This is a genomic window from Streptomyces sp. MST-110588, assembly GCF_022695595.1.
GTDB lineage: Bacteria > Actinomycetota > Actinomycetes > Streptomycetales > Streptomycetaceae > Streptomyces.
On sequence record NZ_CP074380.1, the window covers coordinates 5,271,099 to 5,289,514 of the forward strand.

Genomic DNA, 18,416 nt, shown 5'->3' on the forward strand with positions numbered 1-18,416 from the left:
ACCTGCCGCACCCCGCCACCTTTATGGTGCGGCGCGCTCACGGCGGCGGGGGCAGTTCGTTGGTGCGGGCGAGACGTGCGTACCAGTGGGCGCTGGACTTCGGCGTACGTGCCTGAGTGGCGAAGTCCACGTACACCGCCCCGAACCGTTTGCTGTAGCCGTACGCCCACTCGAAGTTGTCCAGGAGGGACCACAGGAAGTACCCGCGCAGATCGGCGCCCCTGGCCAGGGCGCGGTGCGCTGCGGTGAGATGGGAGTGCAGGTAGGCGATGCGGCCGGGGTCGTGCACGGTTCCTGCGGCGTCGGGTTTGTCCTCGTAGGCGGCGCCGTTCTCGGTGATGTACAGGGGCAGTCCGGGCGCCTCGCGGTGGAAGCGCATCAGCAGGTCGTACAGGCCGGAGGGGTCGGCGGCCCAGCCCATCGCGGTGCATTCGCCCGGGGGCCGGTGGAAGGCGATGTGCTCGGCCCCGGCCCACGGTGAGCGGGCCGAGGCGCCGTGGCCGTCGTGGCGGGGCGGGGCGTTGTCAGTGCCGGCTGATACCACTGTGGGTGTGTAGTAGTTGATGCCCAGCGCGTCGAGGGGGTGCTTGATGACGGCCAGATCGCTGTCGTGGACGAAGGACCAGTCGGTGATCCGCGCGGTGTCCGCGAGGAGATCGTCGGGGTACGCGCCGTGCAGCAGGGGCCCGGTGAAGATACGCGTGGCCAGCGCGTCCACCCGCCGCTGAGCGTCCAGGTCCGCCGGTGCCCGCGTACGGGCCCGGACGGCCGCCGGGTTGAGGCTGATCATGATGCGGCCGTGGGCGGGCAGGGCCGCGCGCAGTGCCTGTGCGGCGAGTCCGTGCGCGAGGCTGAGGTGGTGGGCCGCGCGCAGCGCCGCCACGGGATCGCTGCGCCCCGGGGCGTGCACGCCCGATCCGTAACCGAGGAAGGCGCTGCACCACGGCTCGTTGAGCGTGGTCCACCACTGGACGCGGTCACCGAGCGCCTCGGCGACGATCCCCGCGTAGTCGGCGAAGCGATGGGCCGTCTCGCGGTGCGGCCAGCCGCCTCCCGCGGCGGTCCCACCGTGGACGTCGGCTTCCAGTTCCTGAGGGAGGTCCCAGTGATAGAGGGTGAGCAGCGGGCGGATGCCGTGGTCGAGGAGGTCGTCGACCAGCCGGCGGTAGAAGTCCAGCCCGCGCTGTACGGCGGGCCCGCGGCCGGTGGGCTGCACCCGCGGCCAGGAGACGGAGAAGCGGTACGCCGTCAGCCCGAGGGAGGCCATCAGCGCCACGTCCTGGGGGCGGCGGTGGAAATGGTCCGCGGCGATGTCACCGGTGTCGCCACCGAGGACCTTGCCGGGGGTGTGACTGAAGGTGTCCCAGATGGAAGGGGTGCGCCCGCCCTCCCGGGCGGCGCCCTCCACCTGGTACGCGGCGGTCGCCGCGCCCCATAGGAAACCGGGCGGAAAACGAAGGGGGCAGGACATGGCGGTACTCCCGTTCACGAAGGCGCGGCGCACGGCGCGGGCCGTACGGGGCGCATGGCGCGAGTGGCTCAGATGGCACAAGTGGTGCGAGTGGTGCGAGCGGTTCGCGGGGGCGGCCCGGCCCGTACGGCGGCTGCTCGTACGGCGGTTGCCCGTACGACGCCGGCCGGCACGGCAGCTCCCACGCTGGCTCGTACGGTGGCTCGTACGGACCCGGGGGAGTGGTGCGGTGGCGGCCCGCCGGTCAGCCCTTGACCGCGCCCTGCATGATCCCCCCGACGATCTGCTTGCCGAACAGGACGAACGCGGCGAGCAGCGGCAGCGTGCCGAGCAGCGCGCCCGCCATGATCACGGACTGGTCGGGGATGTAGCCGCGCCCCAGACCGGTGAGCGCGACCTGCACGGTCGGACTGCCGTTCTGGGTGAGTGCGATGACCGGCCAGAAGAAGTCGTTCCACGCCTGGACGAAGGTGAGCAGCCCCAGGACGGCCATCGCCGGACGGGCCGCCGGGAAGACGACGTGCCACACGACGCGCAGGCTGTTCGCGCCGTCCGTGCGCGCCGCCTCGATCAGCTCGGTGGGCAGCGCCTGGAGCAGGTACTGCCGCATGAAGAAGACCCCGAAGGCGCTGACGAGCGTGGGCAGGATGACCGCTTGCAGATGGTCGGTCCACTCCAGCTCGGCGATGGTCATGAACAGCGGTACGACCCCGAGCTGCGGCGGCACCATCATCGTGCCGATCACGAGCAGGAGCAGCAGCCGCTTCGCCCGGAAGCGCAGCTTGGCGAAGGCGAACCCGGCGACGGTCGAGAAGACCACCGTGCCCGCCGCGACCGTCGTGGCGACGACCGTGGTGTTCAGCAGGGCGGTGCCCATGTTGGCGTCGGTCCAGGCCGTGGCGAGGTTCTTCGGAAGGTTCGAGCCGAACCACAAGGGCGGGGGTGTCTGAGCCAGCCGGGTGTTGTTGCGGGAGGCGGCGACGGCGGTCCACAGCAGCGGGAAGAGCGAGCCCGCGGTGAACAGGATCAGCACCGCACACGTCATCTTGCCGCCGTGCGACTGCCGGCCGGCGCGTCGGACCGTCATGGATCTCCCCCCTCACTCGCCCGACCGCAGCCGGCGGGCGACCAGCGCGTTGACGGCGGCCACCACCAGCAGGATCAGGAACATCGTCCAGGCGATGGCCGAGGCCCGGCCGAGATGGAGGTTCACCCACCCCTGCTCGTACAGATAGAGCCCCAGCGTCTGGTACTGGTGACCGGCGCCGCCCGTGGCCCCGGCACTGCCGCTGAACAGCAGCGGTTCGCCGAAGAGCTGCGTGGCGCCGATCGTCGAGACGACGCAGGTGAACAGGATCGTCGGCCGCAGCGAGGGGACGGTGACGTACCGGAACTGCTGCCACCGGGAGGCCCCGTCCAGCGCCGCCGACTCGTACAGCTCGTGCGGAATCGCCTGCATGGCGGCGAGGTAGATCAGCGCGTTGTAGCCCGTCCACCGCCAGATGACGATCGTGGAGACCGCCAGCTTGGCGCTCCACGAGCCGTTCTCCCAGTCCACGCCGTCGATGCCGACCGCGCTCAGCAGCCAGTTGACCAGCCCGTAGTCCCGCCCGAAGAGCAGTACGAACACCAGCGTGGCGGCGGCCACCGACGTGGCGTAGGGGGTGAGCACCGCGACGCGGAAGAACATCGAGCCGCGCAGCCGGTAGTTGAGCAGATGCGCCAGGCCCAGCGCCATCAGCAGTTGCGGGACGGTGGAGAGCACCCCGATGACGAAGGTGTTGCCCAGCGCGTTCCAGAAGAAGTCGTCGCCGAGCAGCCGGGTGAAGTTGCGCAGCCCGGCCCACTCCATGTCGGTGGGCGCGGTCAGTTCCACGCGGTGCAGCGCGGCCCATCCCGTGTAGAGCAGGGGGAAGAGCCCGAAGGCGGCGAAGAAGAGGAAGAAGGGGGCGATGCAGACGTACGGGCTCCAGCGCAGGTCCCGCCGGTAACGGCGGCTGCGCCGCTCCCGGGCCCGGTCGGCGGCGGCCCGGCCGGCACCGTCCGCACGGCCGTGACCGCGACCGGGGCCGGGAGCGGTGGCGGTACCGGCCCTCCCGGAGGAGGAGCCGGGGGTTTCCATGGCCGCTGCCGCGGCCGGGGGCCCGGAGCGAGGGGTGCGGCCGGCCACGGCTCACCGGTCCAGCGCGTTGTCGATCGACTCGACCGCCGCCCGCCAGCCCTGCTCGGGCGTCCTGCCCTGCTGTTCGACCTGGAGCACCCCCACATCGGTGATGTTCTGGGAGACGGTCAGGTCCTTCGGGCCGAGAACCTGGTGGGGGATGCCCTCGGCCGCCGCGGCGAAGATCTTGCCGATCGGCGCGTCCCCGAAGTACGGGTGCTTGGCGCCCGCCACCGCCGGCAGCCCGTACGCCGCCCGGGCGCTGGGGAAACTGCCCTGCTGTGTGAAGAGCTTCGCCTGCTGTTCGGGCGCGGTCAGCCAGGCCGCCAGTTCGACCGCCTCGCTCTTGTGCCGCCCCGCTTCCGGTACGGCCAGGAAGGAGCCGCCCCAGTTTCCCGGCTTCGGCGCGGCGGCCACGTCCCAGACACCGCGGCCCTTGTCCCCGGCCTTCTCCTTGATGTAACCGAGCATCCACGGCGGGCAGGAGACGGTCGCGAAGCGGCCGTTGGCGTACGCCTGGTCCCAGGACTTCTGGAACTGCTGGAGGCGGGCGGTCAGTTTGCCCGTCGCCGCCCGCATCGCCGCGTCCCACGCCTGCCGCACCGACGGGCTGTCCTTGTAGACCAGCTTGCCGCCACGGTCGTAATAGCGTTCGGCGCTGCTGGAGATCACCGCGTTGTAGACACCGGCGGCGGAGTCCACGAACGCCGTGCCCGCCGGGGCCTTGGCCATGTAGCGCTCGCCCACGTCGAGGTACTTGCCCCAGTCGCCCGCCCAGAGCGCGGCCACCGCGTTCCGGTCGGTGGGCAGCCCGGCCTTGGCGAAGAGGTCCTTGCGGTAGCAGACCGCCATCGGCCCGATGTCCGTCCCCAGGCCCACGGTCCGGCCGCTCCGGTCCGTCGCCTGCGCCCACTTCCAGGGGATGAAGTCGGCCTTCCGCACACCCGGCGCCTTCGAGAGGTCGAGGAGCCTGCCCGCCTGCGTCGCGGTGATCTCGGCGATGTTGTTGACCTCGACCGCCTGGATGTCGGCGAGCCCGCTGCCCGTACCGAGATGGGTGAGCAACTGCGGGTAGTAGTTCTCGTTCCGTTCGATCGAGGTCTCTTTGATCGTGATGTCCGGGTGCAGCTTGGTGTACGCGTCGTAGAGTCCGGCCTGCTTGTAGCCGAAGACGCCGAAGACACCGACCGTCAAAGTGGTCTTCCCGGCGCCCGCGCCCCCAGCCGTACCCGCCGCCGCGCCCGCGCCTGCTCCCGACGACCCGGCCGTGCCGCCGGGCCGGTCGCTGTCCTGGGCGCAGCCGCCGAGCAGTGCGGCCCCGAGCGCGGCGGCGGCCAGGAGGGCCACCGCCCGCTGCCGGGGACCGCGGATCGTCGTTCGCATGGCGTCTCCTCCTGGTGCCCTGCCGACCGTGCGTGCGGAATGTGGGGTGTCCAGTACTGTGGGAGCGCTCCCAGCCGTGATGAGGTGAAGGGTCGCCGTTGCGCGGGGGGCGTGTCAAGGCGTCGCACGCCAACTCCCGCGTCGCGCCTCGTCGTTGAAGGTATGGTCAGGACGGCAGGGGGAGGCGGTCATGACACCAGGCGGACGGCGCGGGGGCGGCCGGCCCACGCTCGAAGAGGTCGCCGCACGCGCGGGCGTCGGCCGCGGCACGGTCTCCCGCGTGATCAACGGCTCGCCCCGGGTCAGCGAGCGGACCCGCACCCTGGTACGGCAGGCCGTCGCCGACCTCGGCTACGTCCCCAACCGCGCCGCCCGCGCCTTGGCGGCCAACCGCGCCGACACGGTCGCCCTGGTCGTCCCGGAAACCGAGACCCGCCTCTTCGCCGAACCGTACTTCTCCGGCATCATCCGCGGCGTCAGCGCCGGACTGGCCGACCACGACATGCAGTTGCTGCTGACCTTGATCCGTACGTCCAAGGAGCGGCGCCGCTTCGCCGACTACCTCGCCGCCCACCGCGTGGACGGCGTGCTCGTGGTCTCGCTGCACGGCGACGACCCGCTGCCCGACCTGCTGGAACGGATGGCGATACCGACCGTGCTCAACGGCCGCCGCACGGCCGGAGAAACGGTTCCGTTCGTGGACTGCGACAACACCGGTGGCGCCCTGAGCGCGCTGGAACACCTCATCGGCCGCGGCCGGCGCCAGGTCGCCACCATCGCCGGTCCGCCGGACATGTACGTGGCCCACTGCCGCCTCGACGGCTACCGCCAGGCCGTACGCGCGGCGGGCCACCCGCCGGACGCCGCGCTCGTGGCGCACGGCGACTTCACCGAGGAGGGCGGGCGGCGCGCCATGCGCGAACTCCTCGCCCGCCGCCCCGCCCTGGACGCCGTCTTCTGCGCCTCGGACGTGATGGCCGCGGGTGCCCGGCAGGAGCTGCGCGAAGCGGGCCGCCGCATCCCGGACGACGTGGCCCTGGTCGGCTTCGACGACTCCGCCATAGCCCGCCACATGGACCCGGCGCTCACCAGCGTCCGCCAGCCGATCGAGGAGATGGGACGGGCGATGGCGCGGCTGCTGATGGAGCAGATCGTCGGGGGTCCGGGCAGCGGGAGCACGGACGGCGGGGACCGGGGCGGCGGCAGCACGAGCGGCGTCGTGCCGGGCCCGCGCGCTGCGGCGCCCTCGCCCGGCGGCCACCTCGTACTTCCGACGGAGCTGGTGCGCCGGGCATCGTCATGAAGACGCCGAGGACGGCGTGAACGGCGCGAACGGCGAGGACAGCGAAGACGGCTCAGGGCGGCAGGCACGGCGGAAGACGTACGCGCACCACGCCACGCCACGCGTCCGCCGTACCGCCGCCCCCGCACCGCCGCCCCAGCGCCCGACGCACGCCGCCGCCGCGTGCCGCCTCACGCCGCCGCCCTACAGCGCCGGATACGCGTTCTTCAGCAGCTCACGGAACTGGGCCGGGAACCAGTGCCCGGACAGCGGAGCGCCGGGCAGCGCCCCCGACCGGTGGTATTTGTTGCGAGGATTGCCCTCGTACGACGGGTCGCACATCCGGTCGAACCCCTTGCCCTCGTCGTTCGGGACCGCCGTGCTCGAACCGTCCGACTCACCCGGCGGCTTCATCCACACGTACGCGTCGATCCCCGCCGCCGGCGCCGCCTTCGGTCGCTCGCCCAGCCCCGCCCCGGCCTGGTTGCACCAGTTGCCGACGTGGATCCGGCGGTCGTACCGGCCCCCGTCCACGTACGCGTCCACACTCGTACGCGGCCCGGGACCGGCGGGCCGCGCGCTGCCGCCCCACCCGTTGCGCGAGGTGTCGATCAGCATCCCGACGTCCGGCCGGAACCCGGCCCGTACCGCCTCCTGCCGGAACGCCTGGGCGAAGGACAGCTCGTCGGTGTAGCGGTTCCAGTCCACCCACTTCGACTCCCGTACGGACCGGCCCGCCACGCTGTCCCCGATCGCGACGTTCTCCTCCTTCAGCGCGCTGTAGTTGGCGGTGTTGGTGATGAACCCGTGCACCTTGTCGACCGTACTGCCCTCGGCCGTGGCCGCCTGGTGCAGCAGCCGCGCGGTGGCGCCGAAGTTGTCGTCCCAGCCGATCCAGCCGTGGTGCCCGGCGTCGATGTAGTTGTAGACGTTGGGGACCGCGCCCAGCTTGTCGAGCGCGTACCCGACGCCTTTGACGTAGTTGCCGTTGGCGAGCATGGCATCGCACTGCGGGGTGGCGGTGGGACGCCCGCCGGTGTTGGTGACGAGGTTGGGCAGCGAGTCGATCTCGATGGCCGTCACGATCCGCAGCGAGGCGTACTTCGGGTCGGCCAGGACGGCCGCGATCGGGTCGATGTAACGGGTCTTGTACGAGTCGATCTCCGTCGGGCCCAGCTCGCCGTTGGAGGCCAGCGCCGCGCAGTCCCGGCCGGGCAGGTTGTAGATCACGAGCTGGACGACCAGCGGCCGGCCCGCCGCCTGCCGTAAGGCGGTGTCCAGATGGCCGCGCAGCCCCATCGTGCCGCCGGTTCCGCCGGTTCCGCCGGTTCCGCCCGTTCCGTTGATCGCCGCGATCCGGTCGAGCCAGACGCCGGTCGGCTGCCCGGCGACCTTGCCGCCGCCCGGCTCGGCCGCCGCCTTCGCCGACCACTCCGGGTTCACATAGACCCCGGCGCCCGCGTACGGGTTGTCGACGCGGGCGGCCGGTGCCGCATGGGCGGGGCCGGGCACGGTGCCGGACGCTCCGGCGGCGGCCAGCACCGCGCAGGCCGCGAGCGCGGCAGCGCGGACACGGGGGCGTACGGCCCGGGAGCGGTCGTGCTGTCGTACGGGAAGCTGTGCGGCAGTGCGTCTCATGTGCGGATCGTCCTTTCTCGGCGGGGAGGTTCGGTGGGGGTGCCGTGCCGTCTGCTGGCGAGGTGCCGTTTAGTGGCGAGGTGCCGTTATGCCGTTCCGTACCGGTTCAGGAAGCCGCGGTCCGGCCCAGCGCCCGCAGGTGATCCCGCAGCCCCACGCCGTACGCGGTGGGCGTCCCCGCGTAGTCGCGGATCAGCGCCGGGCCCGCGGCACAGTCCCAGGTGTTCCAGGTCCAGCCCAGGTACGACGCCCCGCGCCCGTCCAGCCACCGCATGACGCGGTCGGTGAAGGCGTGCGCGCAGGTGTTCTCGCCGATCTCGCCCACGACCAGCGGTACGCGGTCGGCGACCGGCCCCGGCGCCCGGGACCAGCAGCCCTCGTCGGCGCAGGCGTTGAAGTTGTACACGTGCCAGGCGGCGGCGAGGTTGCCCGCCGGGTCCTTGGGTGCGTACGCGGTCCACCGGCTGAGGTCGTTGGCGTACGCCAGGCCGCCCACCAGGACCGGGTTGCGGGCGCCGGCGGCGCGTACCGCGTCCACCAGCGTCTGCATGCCGGCGACCTCGTAACCGATACCGGGGCAGGTCCCGCCGTCCCGCCAGCAGGCCCACGCCCGCTCGGTGTCCGCCGTCGCCCGGTCCGGGTACGGCTCGTTGAACAGGTCGAAGACGACCTCGGGCGCGTCCTTGAAGGTGGTGGCGACCGAGGACCAGAAGGCGGGGGAGTGGCGCCGGTCCGGCATGGGCTTCTGGCAGCTCGCGTGCTCGTCGGCGCAGCCGGCCGAGGGACCGGTGTAGCGGCCGTGGCTCCAGTGCAGTTCGAGGACGGGTGTCAGGCCGTGGGCGATGAGCCGCCGGACGTACTCACGGATCGCCGAGACATAGGCGGCGCCCCCGTACCGGCGGTCGATGTTCGGTGTGCCGAGCCAGCACTCCTCGTTGAGCGGTACGCGGACGGCGTTGGCCCGCCAGCCCGCGATGGCCGCGACGGAGGCGTCGTCCGCCGGCCCGTCGAAGATGCCCCGTCCCTGTACACACGCGAACTCGGCACCGGAACGGTTCACCCCGAGCAGGCGGCGCGTGACGCCCTCACGGTCTACGAGGTGGTTGCCCGCGACATGCAGTTGCGGCGGCGCCGCGACGGAAGCGGCGGCCGGGGCGGGGTCGGGCGAGGGCGGTGACGCGCCCGCCAGAGCGAATACGGCGGCCACCGCCAAGGCGTACAGCCGTAACGGCCTGCGCGATCTGCGCATGAGCGACTCCTCAGATGCGTACGCGGATACCGCTGCCGCGGCCCGCGACGAATGGAAGCGCTCCCACTGGTTCACCCGAGGCTAGTGTCAACCACCCATCTCCACAACGCGGTTGCGTAGTATCGGCCGCTAACTGGCCGGTCCACCCGCCTCCCTCCCCTCTTGACGAAGCACCCGTCCGCCCCAATCCTTGGGAGCGCTCCCACCGGTATCCCGATAAACCTCTCACGCCGCACCACGTACCTCCGTACGGAAGGAGATCGGCGTACTGCCCGTGCGGTGCTGGAAGAACTTGGCGAAGTTGGCGGCGTCGGCGAAGCCGAGGCGTACGGCGATCCGGGCGGCGGTCTGGTCGCCGTGCGCCAGCAGCCGCTTGGCCTCCAGCACCACGCGGCGGTCGATGAACTCCTTCGCGCCCACGCCGGTGGCGGCGGCCGTCGCACGCGAGAGGGTGCGCGGCGAGTAGCCGAGCTGCCGGGCGTAGTCCTCGACGCGCCGGCTGCGGGTGAAGCCGCGCTCCACCGCGTCCCGGAAGCGCAGAAACGTCTCACTAGCCTCACAGACATCCGCACCGTCCGACACCCGCCCGCCGCCCGCGCCCCGCGACCGCACGTCCGCACCTCGCCCCCGCGCACCCCCATCCCCACCCCCATCCCGTACGGACATCCGGGCAGCCCGCAGCACCAGTACGGCCAGCAGGTGCCGCAACACCTCGATGTGCGTCTCCCAAGGCAGCCCCCGCAGCGCCCCGAATTCCTCATGAAGGTGGCGCAGCGCACCGTCCACCGCCCGGGCCTGTTCACCCTCCGGATGGTGGACCGCGGGCCCGAACCAGTCCTCCAGCCGGGCCGCGCCCGCCGTCGCCGCATCGAGGAAGCCGGACTCGAACAGCACCAGCCGCCCCTGCGCCCCGGACAGGTCGCCGAAGTGGTGGACCTGCCCGGGACGTACCCATATCCAGTCGTTCACCGACAGCTCGTACGTCCGGAAATCCACCGTGTGCCAAAGTCGCCCCTCGTCCACCACGAGCAGGTGGTGAAAATCCGGACGGTGCGGTACGGCCAGCGCGCAGGCGTCGGCGCGCCCGCGCAGCTCGGCGAGGGTGAGCACCTCCACACCGGCAGGCCGACCGGCCGGCGCGGTGAACGTGACCGCCGGAACGCTCTCCCCGGCACCCCGCACAGCAGCGTGTCCTTTTTTCACCATCACCAGTCCCGCGCCTACCCGAAAATTACCTACCAGTCGCCCTAGCGTAGAAGGCGTCATCACACCCGATGACCGAAAAAGAAAACCCACAACCAACCCACAACCAACCCACAGCGCGCCCCGGCAAGGGGCCCAGGGAGTACCGACATGTCCAAGATCGCCCTCTTCGGAGCCAACGGCACCATCGGCAGCCGCATCCTCGACGAGGCCCTGCGCCGCGGCCACCAGGTCACCGCCGTCGTCCGCGACCCCGCGAAGATCACCAAGACCGACCCGAACCTGACCGTCACCACCGGCGACGTCCTGGACCCCGCCTCGGTCACCGCCGTCGCCGAAGGCCAGGACGCGGTGATCAGCGCGGTCGGCGGCGGCGACGGCCCGGGCCATGTCGCCACCATCAAGCCCGCCGCCGAGTCCCTGGTCGCCGGCCTGCGCGCCCTCGGCGCCTCCGCACCCCGCCTGATCGCGGTCGGAGGCGCCGGCTCACTGCGTACCCCGGACGGCAAGCAGGTCTGGGACGCCGAGGGACTGCCGGAGTTCCTGCTCCAGATCATGCACGCCCACGGCGACGCACTGGACTTCTACCGCACCGTCACCGACGTACGGTGGACCAACCTCAGCCCGGCCGCGGTCATCGAGCCCGGCGAGCGCACCGGCACCTACCGCACCGCCCAGGACGACCTGATCACCGCCCCCGACGGCACCAGCCGCATCTCCGCCGAGGACTACGCCGTAGCCCTCCTCGACGAACTCGAAACCCCCACCACCTCAACGAACGCTTCACCGTCGCCTACTGACCCCCACAGGGCGCACCACCCACCCCGCCGCCGTCCCCGGGCCCTACTCCCCCTCCCCCTCCCTTCTCCTTGGCAGGCCGTACGCGTGGTGCGCGCGGCGCGGGGTCGGGCTAGGTGTGACCACACCCGAGACTGATACCGATCGCGAGGGTGACCATCAGCCCAGCCGGCACGATGACGTACACCACCACGAGCCGACGATCACTCATCGCCAGGGCCGACGAGCACGGCGTGTGCGCGCTCGTCGGACTCGTCGAACGTCGTCGCGCAGTACCCGCCGGCCTGCGCGACGCGCTGCTGGAGGGCGATGCGCTGCTCCGGATCGCAGGCAAGCCGATCCCACGTGTGTACGAGACAGATCACGGGTCGCCGACGGGCCTGCGTCTTCATGATCTCCAAAAGAGCGGAGAACTCCGGGCGGCGGGCCGGGTCCAGAGCATCTTGCCCGCGATCAATCCACACGCCCGCGACCTGCCATCCGTGCCGCGAGTGGGCGTAGTGGTCACAGCCGTTCAAACGCAAGGCCAGGTAGAAGCTGGACGCCGCGAAATTGCGGTCGTAGATGAACGCGAGGGGTGGCGGGGTGGTCATCGGAATGCCTCCGCGGAGAGTGTGCTGCCGGGGCCGAATGCGGCGCCGAGCGCGATCGGTTCGGTGAGCTTGCCGGTACCGTCCGGTGCCTCCAGCCACGCGCGGCCGTACGCGCTGTGCCCCACCTCGGGGCACAGCAGCGGCCATCGAGCCGGCCGGACGGTGAGCGCGGGTATGTCGTCGAGGTGGTCCTCGGCATCGAGGGCAGTGAGCCACCACGCGCGCCGGCGCTCAGTGGAGACGAGGACGGGGCCCAGTGCTCCGGCGCGGCCGAGCGGGCGCATGGCGTCGACAGAGCGCAGAAGATCGGCCTCGACGACGCGCCATACGTCCGATCGAAGAGGGGCCAGCGTGCTGGTTTTCCACAGGGCGCGTACGGTCGCTGGCTGGACGCTGCACTGTACGAGCCAGGCCGTTCCGGCCTCGGCCGAAGTCGGCGTGGTCGTCATGTGCCGACCGTAGAGCGGTCGATTGCGCGGCTGCTCGGCGATTGCGCGCGATTGCGAATCCAGTAGCCGGGTTGCTGAGATTGCTCAGTAGAGGCCGAGGGATGCTCTCGCGCGGGCGATAAGACGGTGGGCCTGGTGTCCGTATACCGCTGATTCGTTCAACCAGTTCCAAGCGCGCTCGTACAGATCGACGCTGTCCTTGTCGTCAAGCCACATCTCGGCGTTGATCGTCTCGACCGTGACCAGATGATCGTCGTAGATCCAGAACCCGTGGGAGGGAGTACGCCGCAGCTCGGCCGAGAAGGGGATGATCCCCAACTCCACAGAGTCAAGGCCGACGATGCTCATAAGCCGGTCTAGCTGCGCAGCCATGACACCGCGCGGGCACACCAGCACTTGCAAGGCGCCTTCCCACACGAGGAACCGGAACCGCCGACCGGGCTCGTACAAAGCCTCTTGCCGTTGCAGGCGCTTGCGGACCGCGTCCTCGGTATCCCGAGGCGTCTGACGGAACTCCGCAAGCGCAGTGAAGACGTGCCGCGCGTACTCGGCGGTCTGAAAGAGCCCGGGAATGCGGGACACCTCCAGTCCGCGAATGGTCCGCGTATTGGCTGTCACAGTGATGGCAAGCTCCTGCCGGGCACTATGCCCGCCGGCCAGTTGGCGGCGCCAGGTGCGGTAACGCGTCTGCACCGCGTTGAGACGGGCGACCAACTCGTCCGCCACCTCCGGCCGCCCCACAGCACCCGCCCACTCCCAGAGATCTTCGGGCGTAGGAGTCTGCTTTCCCAGTTCCAGGCGCGAGACCTTCGACGCCTGCCAGCCGAGTCGGGCAGCAAGGTCCTTGCCGTTCATGCCAGCCTCGGTGCGCAGCTCACGTAGCCGGGCGCCGAGGGTGGCACGGATCGTCTGGTAGTCGGTGCTCACATAGTGGAACGTACCCGCTGGTGAACCTCAGCTGTAGGCGTGGCGTGGTGCCATGCCGCGTCACGCGCCTGGCAGGCGGCCAGTACCTCGGCGGGGTCCTCGGACACGATGACGCCGAGGGTGGTGTCCTGCTCGTCGAAGACGAACCGTACGAGGACGCGGGAGTCGAACAGCCAGAAATCCCAGTCCGGCAAGCCGAGCTGGGCAGCCTCGGCGCGCGGCATGTTGCGGATGTCCTCGCCGGCCGCGACGTTCCCGAGACCGCTGTCCAACAGGTACAGCTGTCCCTCGGTGATCGGGGAATCGAGCAGCCGTACGCGCTCGAAGCGCTTACCGCCAGCAGTCTGCTTGCGCACGTTGGCACGCCACTCGTTGTCGGGGTCCGCGCTGATGTCCTCGCCGCGCTGCCAGCGCTCCCACTTGGGCGTACCCCGGTCGGCCGCATAGCCGCGGCGAGTCTCCAGCCGCCACGCGGTGTGCTTGAACTCGCGGAAGAGGTGAGCCACGTCAGCGAAGGGAACCATGTCGCGCGGTGCCGATCGCGGAGCGAAGCGGATGAGAAGGTCACGGGGAACGATGACGAAAGTTTCCGAATCGGCGACGTCCCGGAGTTCGGCGAGCTGGGACGGGTTGGTGACGCGGTCGCCTTGGACGAGGATGTTGTCTGTTCCTTCGACCTCGTACAGCGTCGGGCATTCGCCGTCCTCACTGCTGGTGCCGATGAAGCGGAGCGTCATGTGGTTCCTCCCGCGCATAGGGTCCGCCCCTCAGAATGAGCGGAATGCTGCCGTCCTGCTCGGCGATTGCGGGAGATTGCGTGACCTCATGACCAGCATGCGGATTGCGCGCATGTGCCCCTGCCGTAGTCGTAGCCGCAGCGGGGGCAGGGGCACAAATACGTAGCGGCCGGTCGCGGTCGGTCCGGTCAGAGCGCTGCACCAGTAGAGCGGGACTGCCGTCGACGCGGGCGAACCCCACGTCGACGGATGACCTCAGCCCCTCCGGCTCGACGGCCACGGCGACCGGGTCCGACGGCGAAGGAATGCTCGCCACGCCAGGGATGTACGGATGTCCGGGGCGCCTGTGTTCCCGCCGTGCTCCCGCGCATACGAGAAAGATCGAGGCCCGGCCTGCTTGCGCAGGCCGGGCCTCGATCGATCAGGGTGAGTAACGGGACTCGAACCCGCGACATCCTGGACCACAACCAGGTGCTCTACCAGCTGAGCTATACCCACCACGACCGGCTTCGTTGTGGTGCTTTCCGTACCGGCCGAGAAAAAGTGTACAGGGTCCGGAGGGGTGCTCGCTCCCGGCTTTCGCCGAGCCGGGAGCGAGCTGCGTCACTATGGCTGTGCAGGCAGGACGTGCTTGGCCGCGATCGACTTGGCGGTGTCGGAGTCCGGGCCGGGCTGCGGCACGAAGACGGCCTCCCGGTAGTAGCGCAGTTCCGCGATGGATTCGCGGATGTCGGCCAGGGCGCGGTGGTTGCCGCTCTTCTCCGGGCTGTTGAAATACGCGCGCGGGAACCAGCGCCGGGCCAGCTCCTTGATCGAGGAGACGTCCACGATCCGGTAGTGGAGGTAGCCCTCCAGGTCCGGCATGTCACGGGAGAGGAAGCCGCGGTCGGTACCGACGGAGTTTCCGCACAGCGGTGCCCGGCCGGGCTCGGGCACGTGCTGCTTGATGTACTCCATGACCTGCCGCTCCGCTTCCGCGAGCGTCGTGCCGTTGTCCAGCTCGTCCAGCAGCCCGGAGGAGGTGTGCATCTGGCGCACGACCTCGGGCATGGTGGTCAGGGCCTCGGCCGGGGGGCGGATCACGATGTCCACCCCGTCGCCGAGGATGTTCAGCTCCGAGTCGGTGACCAGTGCGGCCACCTCGATGAGCGCGTCGTTCGCCAGCGAGAGCCCGGTCATCTCGCAGTCGATCCACACCATGCGATCGTTCATACGCCTCACCCTACGGGGCGTTCCCGCTGGCCGGGCAGCAGAGGCCGGGCGCCCGACCGGCCGGCGGACTGTTCCGGAACCCGATGGCTATAGGCATCGGATTCCGGTTTGTCCGGGTCCGGCGGGGTGAGCATGGCGGCATTGGCCGCACTGGTCACGTTCGCCATGGTGGTGGCGTGGCCATGTCCTCCTCCCTGGGTGCCATGAACGCCATGACTTCCCTGGCCGCTGTGAGTGCCATGGGGGTGGCCGCCACCCTGTATGTGGTGACCGCCGGGTACGCCCGGTGCGTGCCCGCCCTGCCCGGCGCTCGCCGTCGCCGCCGCGAAACGGTCCGCGGCGGCGCCGATCGGGCCTGTGCGCTCCCCGCGGTCCGGCCGGTTCTCCCGTACCGCCTGCTCCGGCACCCCGTTCTGCGGCCGGCGCGCGCGGTACGCCGCGCGGTAGGCCGCGGGCGAGGCGCCGAGCTGCCGCCGGAAGTGCCCGCGCAGCGCGACCGGCGAACGGAAGCCGCAGCGTCCGGCGACCTCGTCGACCGAATAGTCGGAGGTCTCCAGCAGTCGCTGGGCCTGGAGAACACGCTGAGTGATCAGCCACTGGAGCGGAGCGCTTCCGGTCAGGGAGCGGAAACGGCGGTCGAAGGTGCGGCGGCTCATATAGGCGCGCGCGGCCAGGGTCTCCACGTCGAACTGTTCGTGGAGGTGCTCCAGGGCCCACGCCACGACCTCGGCGAGCGGGTCCGCACCGATCTCCTCCGGTAATGACCTGTCCAGGTAGCGCTGGTGCCCCAGGTCCGAGGCGGTCCGCCGGGGCGGCACGACCAGGCGCCTGGCCAGCGCGTTCGCGGCGTCCGCACCATGATCCGTACGGACGATGTGCAGGCACAGGTCGATGCCGGCGGCCGTCCCCGCCGAGGTCAGCACGTCTCCGTCGTCGACGAAGAGCTCGCGCGGGTCCACATGGACGGACGGATAGCGTTTGGCGAGCGTCGGTGCGTACATCCAGTGTGTCGTCGCGGGACGGCCGTCCAGCAGTCCCGCGGCGGCGAGCACGAATGCCCCCGTGCACAGCCCGACGATCCGGGCCCCCTCTTCATGCGCCCGGCGCAGCGCGTCGAGCGCGGCCGGTGGCGGGGCCTGGGTGATGGACCGCCAGGCCGGTACGACGACCGTGCCCGCCCGGGCGATCGCCTCCAGCCCATAGGGGGCCGACAGCTCAAGGCCCCCCGTGGTGCGCAAAGGTGCATCTTCGCCCGCGCACACAAGTAGTCGGTAGCGGGGAACACCCGCGTCCTGGCGGTCGATGCCGAAGACCGAGAGCGGAATGGAGCTCTCGAAAATAGGGCCGCCACTGAAGAGAAGCACCGCGACTATTTCGCGGCGTCGTCGGGCGGCGAGCTTGCGTGCGGCATCTGGTACGGCAGCGGAGTCCTGGCTCATGGCGCTTAAGCCCCCCTCGGTCGTCTCGCCCTCTCGGTCCTGCACTGTTCCCCCGCCGTGATTGCCAAGATCGAATCTACTGCGTCCCGTGAGGATGGAGTGCCAAGTTCACCACCCACTGCTATGTCGATATGGCAACTTGGCGCGAAGCATTCGATCACGAAGCGTTCCACTCGTAGGGCCTGCTGGGAAGTGCGCCTCACGCCTCTGCCCATGAGTCGTAGGGCACAACCGTGCCGCGCGGTCCTTTCCTCGCAGGTCACACCGGGGTCGGGGGTCGCTTTCGCCAAGGAAGGCAGTCGAACCCGAAGTTGGCTGAAAACGGCCCCGGAGAGGCTTGCGGAGGGGTCATTCCCCCGGCGTACGCCCGTCGAGGTGCCGTCCGCCCCGGTGTGCTCCGGTGCCCGTCCGGCCGTGCCGGCCGCGGTGCGGGGCGACCTCGTCGGCCAGAAGGCGCTGTGCGGTCCGCTCGGACTGGCGCAGCACCGCGCGGCAGGTGCACGTGACCGCCACGAGCCCGGCGGCGGTGCCCGCGGCCCCGCCGAGGGAGGAGCCGCACACGAGGAGGACGAGCGGCACCAGGGCGCAGCAGAAGGCCCCCCAGCGCACGACGTCACTCACCGGATCGGCTGACGTGTTCGACGGTCCGGGCACGGGGGCTCCCTCCAGGCAGGCAGGTACTACAACGCCGCCGGGGACCATGAGTCACCGCGATGGGTACGTACGGGGGCAGGGCGGGGCATTGCCATACGCGCCACGCTCCGGCATGCTCCGGGGAACGTTCGAGGGGCACCGCCTCCCGCACGGACGGTCACCGTCCGCGATGGCCCCTGTGCACCGGGGAGGCGGCGCCGTACTCTTAGGGGTAAGGGATTGGGAAGATGATTCCCGGTCGCATCGTTCCCCTTTGAACTACGGGCACCACCCACTCGATCAAGCCAGCTCAGCCAGCTCAGTCAACTGCCGGATCAAGTCAATCGCCGCCCGCCCGCCCCTCCGCAAGAGGACGTCCCTCGCCGAGACACCAATGGCCGGTCACGAAATCCCCGAACCCGCGGACCGCAAGCAGGTCGCCGATCCGATGGCTGACCTCGAAGCGGCGGAACAGACACGCCACTCCTGCGACCCAGCCTTCCAGCACGGCGTGGTCGTCGGCTTCGACGGCTCGGTCTCCAGCGAGCGGGCGTTGGCGTATGCAATCGGTATGGCCAGGCGCTCGGGCTCCGGTCTGATCATCGTCCATGTGGCCAACCGGCTCCCGACGACCGTATGGGCGGGCTGTGAACCGCCGGTCTTCGTGGACGTGCCGGACCACCGCACCGAAGTCCTCGGGCTGGAGCTCGCCTGCGCCGACCACCTCGCCGAGATCCCCTGGATCCTGGTCGAGCGGGGCGGTGACATCTGCCACGAGCTGGAGGAGGTCGGCCAGGAGTACGCGGCCGACGCCATCGTGGTGGGCTCGACGCACGGCATCGTGGGCCGGATCTTCGGCTCGGTCGCGGGACGGCTGGCGCGGCGCGCCCAGCGGCCCGTCATCGTCATCCCCTGACGCCGACGATACGTCTACGCGCTCGTACGGGTCCACGCCCATGCATTCGTACGGGTTCCCGGCCACCCTTCGGCGTAGCCGGACCCCGGCATCCGTCCCCGGGCGTCTCCCTCGCACCCGCCAAAAGTTGACGGAGCGTTACGCGCAAGAGGGTGGACGGCGGCGGCGCGCATACCTACCGATGCGTAGAGGTGAATTGTGCGGGTGCAAGGGGTAGAACCCGATCAACGGCGCTCGGGCCGTGTGGGCCGTACGAGCCGTGCAGTCTCAGGCCGTGCCGCCGACCGGGAGGTGACGGTTCCCGGAGAAGCGGCATCACCGCCGG

The 18,416-nt window shown here is 70.6% G+C and carries 16 protein-coding genes, 1 tRNA gene and 1 pseudogene; 3 read left to right on the plus strand and 15 right to left on the minus strand.

Going from position 1 to position 18,416, the window contains the following annotated elements:
- Positions 1 to 37 precede the first annotated feature (37 nt).
- From KGS77_RS23125 to KGS77_RS23140, 4 genes are all read right to left on the minus strand, one after another.
- The gene (locus KGS77_RS23125; protein ID WP_242584915.1) at positions 38 to 1,471 is read right to left on the minus strand and encodes a GH1 family beta-glucosidase; all 1,434 of its coding nucleotides are present in this window, start codon (positions 1,469 to 1,471) and stop codon (positions 38 to 40) included.
- A 244-nt stretch (positions 1,472 to 1,715) separates the two neighbouring features.
- On the minus strand, positions 1,716 to 2,558 hold the full coding sequence (locus KGS77_RS23130) for a carbohydrate ABC transporter permease (protein ID WP_242584916.1): 843 nt from the start codon (positions 2,556 to 2,558) through the stop codon (positions 1,716 to 1,718).
- 12 nt (positions 2,559 to 2,570) lie between these two features.
- Complete coding sequence (locus tag KGS77_RS23135) at positions 2,571 to 3,593, minus strand: sugar ABC transporter permease (RefSeq protein WP_242584917.1); 1,023 nt, start codon at positions 3,591 to 3,593, stop codon at positions 2,571 to 2,573.
- Positions 3,594 to 3,644: 51 nt separating this feature from the next.
- Positions 3,645 to 5,015 carry an ABC transporter substrate-binding protein gene (locus tag KGS77_RS23140; protein WP_242584918.1) on the minus strand — a complete coding sequence of 457 codons (1,371 nt, stop codon included), beginning with the start codon at positions 5,013 to 5,015 and terminating at the stop codon, positions 3,645 to 3,647.
- A 190-nt stretch (positions 5,016 to 5,205) separates the two neighbouring features.
- Here KGS77_RS23140 and KGS77_RS23145 point away from each other — a divergent pair, with 190 nt between their 5' ends.
- On the plus strand, positions 5,206 to 6,318 hold the full coding sequence (locus KGS77_RS23145; RefSeq protein ID WP_242584919.1) for a LacI family DNA-binding transcriptional regulator: 1,113 nt from the start codon (positions 5,206 to 5,208) through the stop codon (positions 6,316 to 6,318).
- Between the two features lie 183 nt (positions 6,319 to 6,501).
- Here KGS77_RS23145 and KGS77_RS23150 read toward each other — a convergent pair whose 3' ends face one another.
- The 3 genes from KGS77_RS23150 to KGS77_RS23160 form a co-directional block, all read right to left on the minus strand.
- Entirely contained in the window at positions 6,502 to 7,935 is a 1,434-nt protein-coding gene (locus tag KGS77_RS23150) for a glycoside hydrolase family 6 protein (protein WP_242584920.1), read from the minus strand.
- A gap of 106 nt (positions 7,936 to 8,041) precedes the next feature.
- Entirely contained in the window at positions 8,042 to 9,184 is a 1,143-nt protein-coding gene (locus tag KGS77_RS23155; RefSeq protein ID WP_242584921.1) for a cellulase family glycosylhydrolase, read from the minus strand.
- Positions 9,185 to 9,409: 225 nt separating this feature from the next.
- The gene (locus KGS77_RS23160; protein WP_242584922.1) at positions 9,410 to 10,390 is read right to left on the minus strand and encodes an AraC family transcriptional regulator; all 981 of its coding nucleotides are present in this window, start codon (positions 10,388 to 10,390) and stop codon (positions 9,410 to 9,412) included.
- A 147-nt stretch (positions 10,391 to 10,537) separates the two neighbouring features.
- On the opposite strand from KGS77_RS23160, the pseudogene KGS77_RS23165 reads away from it, so the two are divergent.
- Positions 10,538 to 11,187: pseudogene (locus KGS77_RS23165) on the plus strand (NAD(P)H-binding protein).
- A gap of 201 nt (positions 11,188 to 11,388) precedes the next feature.
- On the opposite strand, the gene KGS77_RS23170 reads toward KGS77_RS23165, so the two are convergent.
- From KGS77_RS23170 to KGS77_RS23205, 8 genes are all read right to left on the minus strand, one after another.
- A complete protein-coding gene (locus KGS77_RS23170) occupies positions 11,389 to 11,778 on the minus strand; it encodes a hypothetical protein (RefSeq protein ID WP_242584923.1) in 390 nt (129 codons plus the stop codon).
- A complete protein-coding gene (locus KGS77_RS23175) occupies positions 11,775 to 12,227 on the minus strand; it encodes a hypothetical protein (protein ID WP_242584924.1) in 453 nt (150 codons plus the stop codon). Before KGS77_RS23175 ends, KGS77_RS23170 begins: the two co-directional genes overlap by 4 nt.
- Before the next feature lie 84 nt (positions 12,228 to 12,311).
- On the minus strand, positions 12,312 to 13,154 hold the full coding sequence (locus tag KGS77_RS23180) for a helix-turn-helix transcriptional regulator (RefSeq protein WP_242584925.1): 843 nt from the start codon (positions 13,152 to 13,154) through the stop codon (positions 12,312 to 12,314).
- Positions 13,151 to 13,891 carry a DUF6879 family protein gene (locus KGS77_RS23185; protein ID WP_242584926.1) on the minus strand — a complete coding sequence of 247 codons (741 nt, stop codon included), beginning with the start codon at positions 13,889 to 13,891 and terminating at the stop codon, positions 13,151 to 13,153. The genes KGS77_RS23180 and KGS77_RS23185 overlap by 4 nt, the downstream gene beginning before the upstream one ends.
- 425 nt (positions 13,892 to 14,316) lie before the next feature.
- Positions 14,317 to 14,389 (minus strand) — tRNA-His (locus KGS77_RS23190).
- 108 nt (positions 14,390 to 14,497) lie between these two features.
- Positions 14,498 to 15,103, minus strand: a complete 606-nt coding sequence (orn, locus tag KGS77_RS23195; RefSeq protein ID WP_242584927.1) for an oligoribonuclease — start codon at positions 15,101 to 15,103, stop codon at positions 14,498 to 14,500.
- 5 nt (positions 15,104 to 15,108) lie between these two features.
- Positions 15,109 to 16,542, minus strand: coding sequence for a helix-turn-helix domain-containing protein (locus KGS77_RS23200; protein WP_242584928.1), 1,434 nt, complete (start codon positions 16,540 to 16,542; stop codon positions 15,109 to 15,111).
- 348 nt (positions 16,543 to 16,890) lie between these two features.
- A complete protein-coding gene (locus KGS77_RS23205) occupies positions 16,891 to 17,196 on the minus strand; it encodes a hypothetical protein (RefSeq protein WP_242584929.1) in 306 nt (101 codons plus the stop codon).
- Between the two features lie 373 nt (positions 17,197 to 17,569).
- Here KGS77_RS23205 and KGS77_RS23210 point away from each other — a divergent pair, with 373 nt between their 5' ends.
- A complete protein-coding gene (locus KGS77_RS23210) occupies positions 17,570 to 18,091 on the plus strand; it encodes a universal stress protein (RefSeq protein WP_242584930.1) in 522 nt (173 codons plus the stop codon).
- The last annotated feature ends 325 nt before the right edge of the window (positions 18,092 to 18,416 follow it).

Bases quoted from the DNA above. Each gene is read 5' to 3' on its own strand.
- KGS77_RS23145 (WP_242584919.1), top strand. From the start codon at position 5,206: ATGACACCAGGCGGACGGCGCGGGGGCGGCCGGCCCACGCTCGAAGAG.
- KGS77_RS23135 (WP_242584917.1), bottom strand. From the start codon at position 3,593: ATGGAAACCCCCGGCTCCTCCTCCGGGAGGGCCGGTACCGCCACCGCT.
- KGS77_RS23200 (WP_242584928.1), bottom strand. From the start codon at position 16,542: ATGAGCCAGGACTCCGCTGCCGTACCAGATGCCGCACGCAAGCTCGCC.
- KGS77_RS23170 (WP_242584923.1), bottom strand. From the start codon at position 11,778: ATGACCACCCCGCCACCCCTCGCGTTCATCTACGACCGCAATTTCGCG.
- KGS77_RS23210 (WP_242584930.1), top strand. From the start codon at position 17,570: ATGGCCGGTCACGAAATCCCCGAACCCGCGGACCGCAAGCAGGTCGCC.
- KGS77_RS23160 (WP_242584922.1), bottom strand. From the start codon at position 10,390: ATGGTGAAAAAAGGACACGCTGCTGTGCGGGGTGCCGGGGAGAGCGTT.
- KGS77_RS23175 (WP_242584924.1), bottom strand. From the start codon at position 12,227: ATGACGACCACGCCGACTTCGGCCGAGGCCGGAACGGCCTGGCTCGTA.
- KGS77_RS23130 (WP_242584916.1), bottom strand. From the start codon at position 2,558: ATGACGGTCCGACGCGCCGGCCGGCAGTCGCACGGCGGCAAGATGACG.
- KGS77_RS23140 (WP_242584918.1), bottom strand. From the start codon at position 5,015: ATGCGAACGACGATCCGCGGTCCCCGGCAGCGGGCGGTGGCCCTCCTG.
- orn (WP_242584927.1), bottom strand. From the start codon at position 15,103: ATGAACGATCGCATGGTGTGGATCGACTGCGAGATGACCGGGCTCTCG.
- KGS77_RS23125 (WP_242584915.1), bottom strand. From the start codon at position 1,471: ATGTCCTGCCCCCTTCGTTTTCCGCCCGGTTTCCTATGGGGCGCGGCG.
- KGS77_RS23185 (WP_242584926.1), bottom strand. From the start codon at position 13,891: ATGACGCTCCGCTTCATCGGCACCAGCAGTGAGGACGGCGAATGCCCG.
- KGS77_RS23155 (WP_242584921.1), bottom strand. From the start codon at position 9,184: ATGCGCAGATCGCGCAGGCCGTTACGGCTGTACGCCTTGGCGGTGGCC.
- KGS77_RS23150 (WP_242584920.1), bottom strand. From the start codon at position 7,935: ATGAGACGCACTGCCGCACAGCTTCCCGTACGACAGCACGACCGCTCC.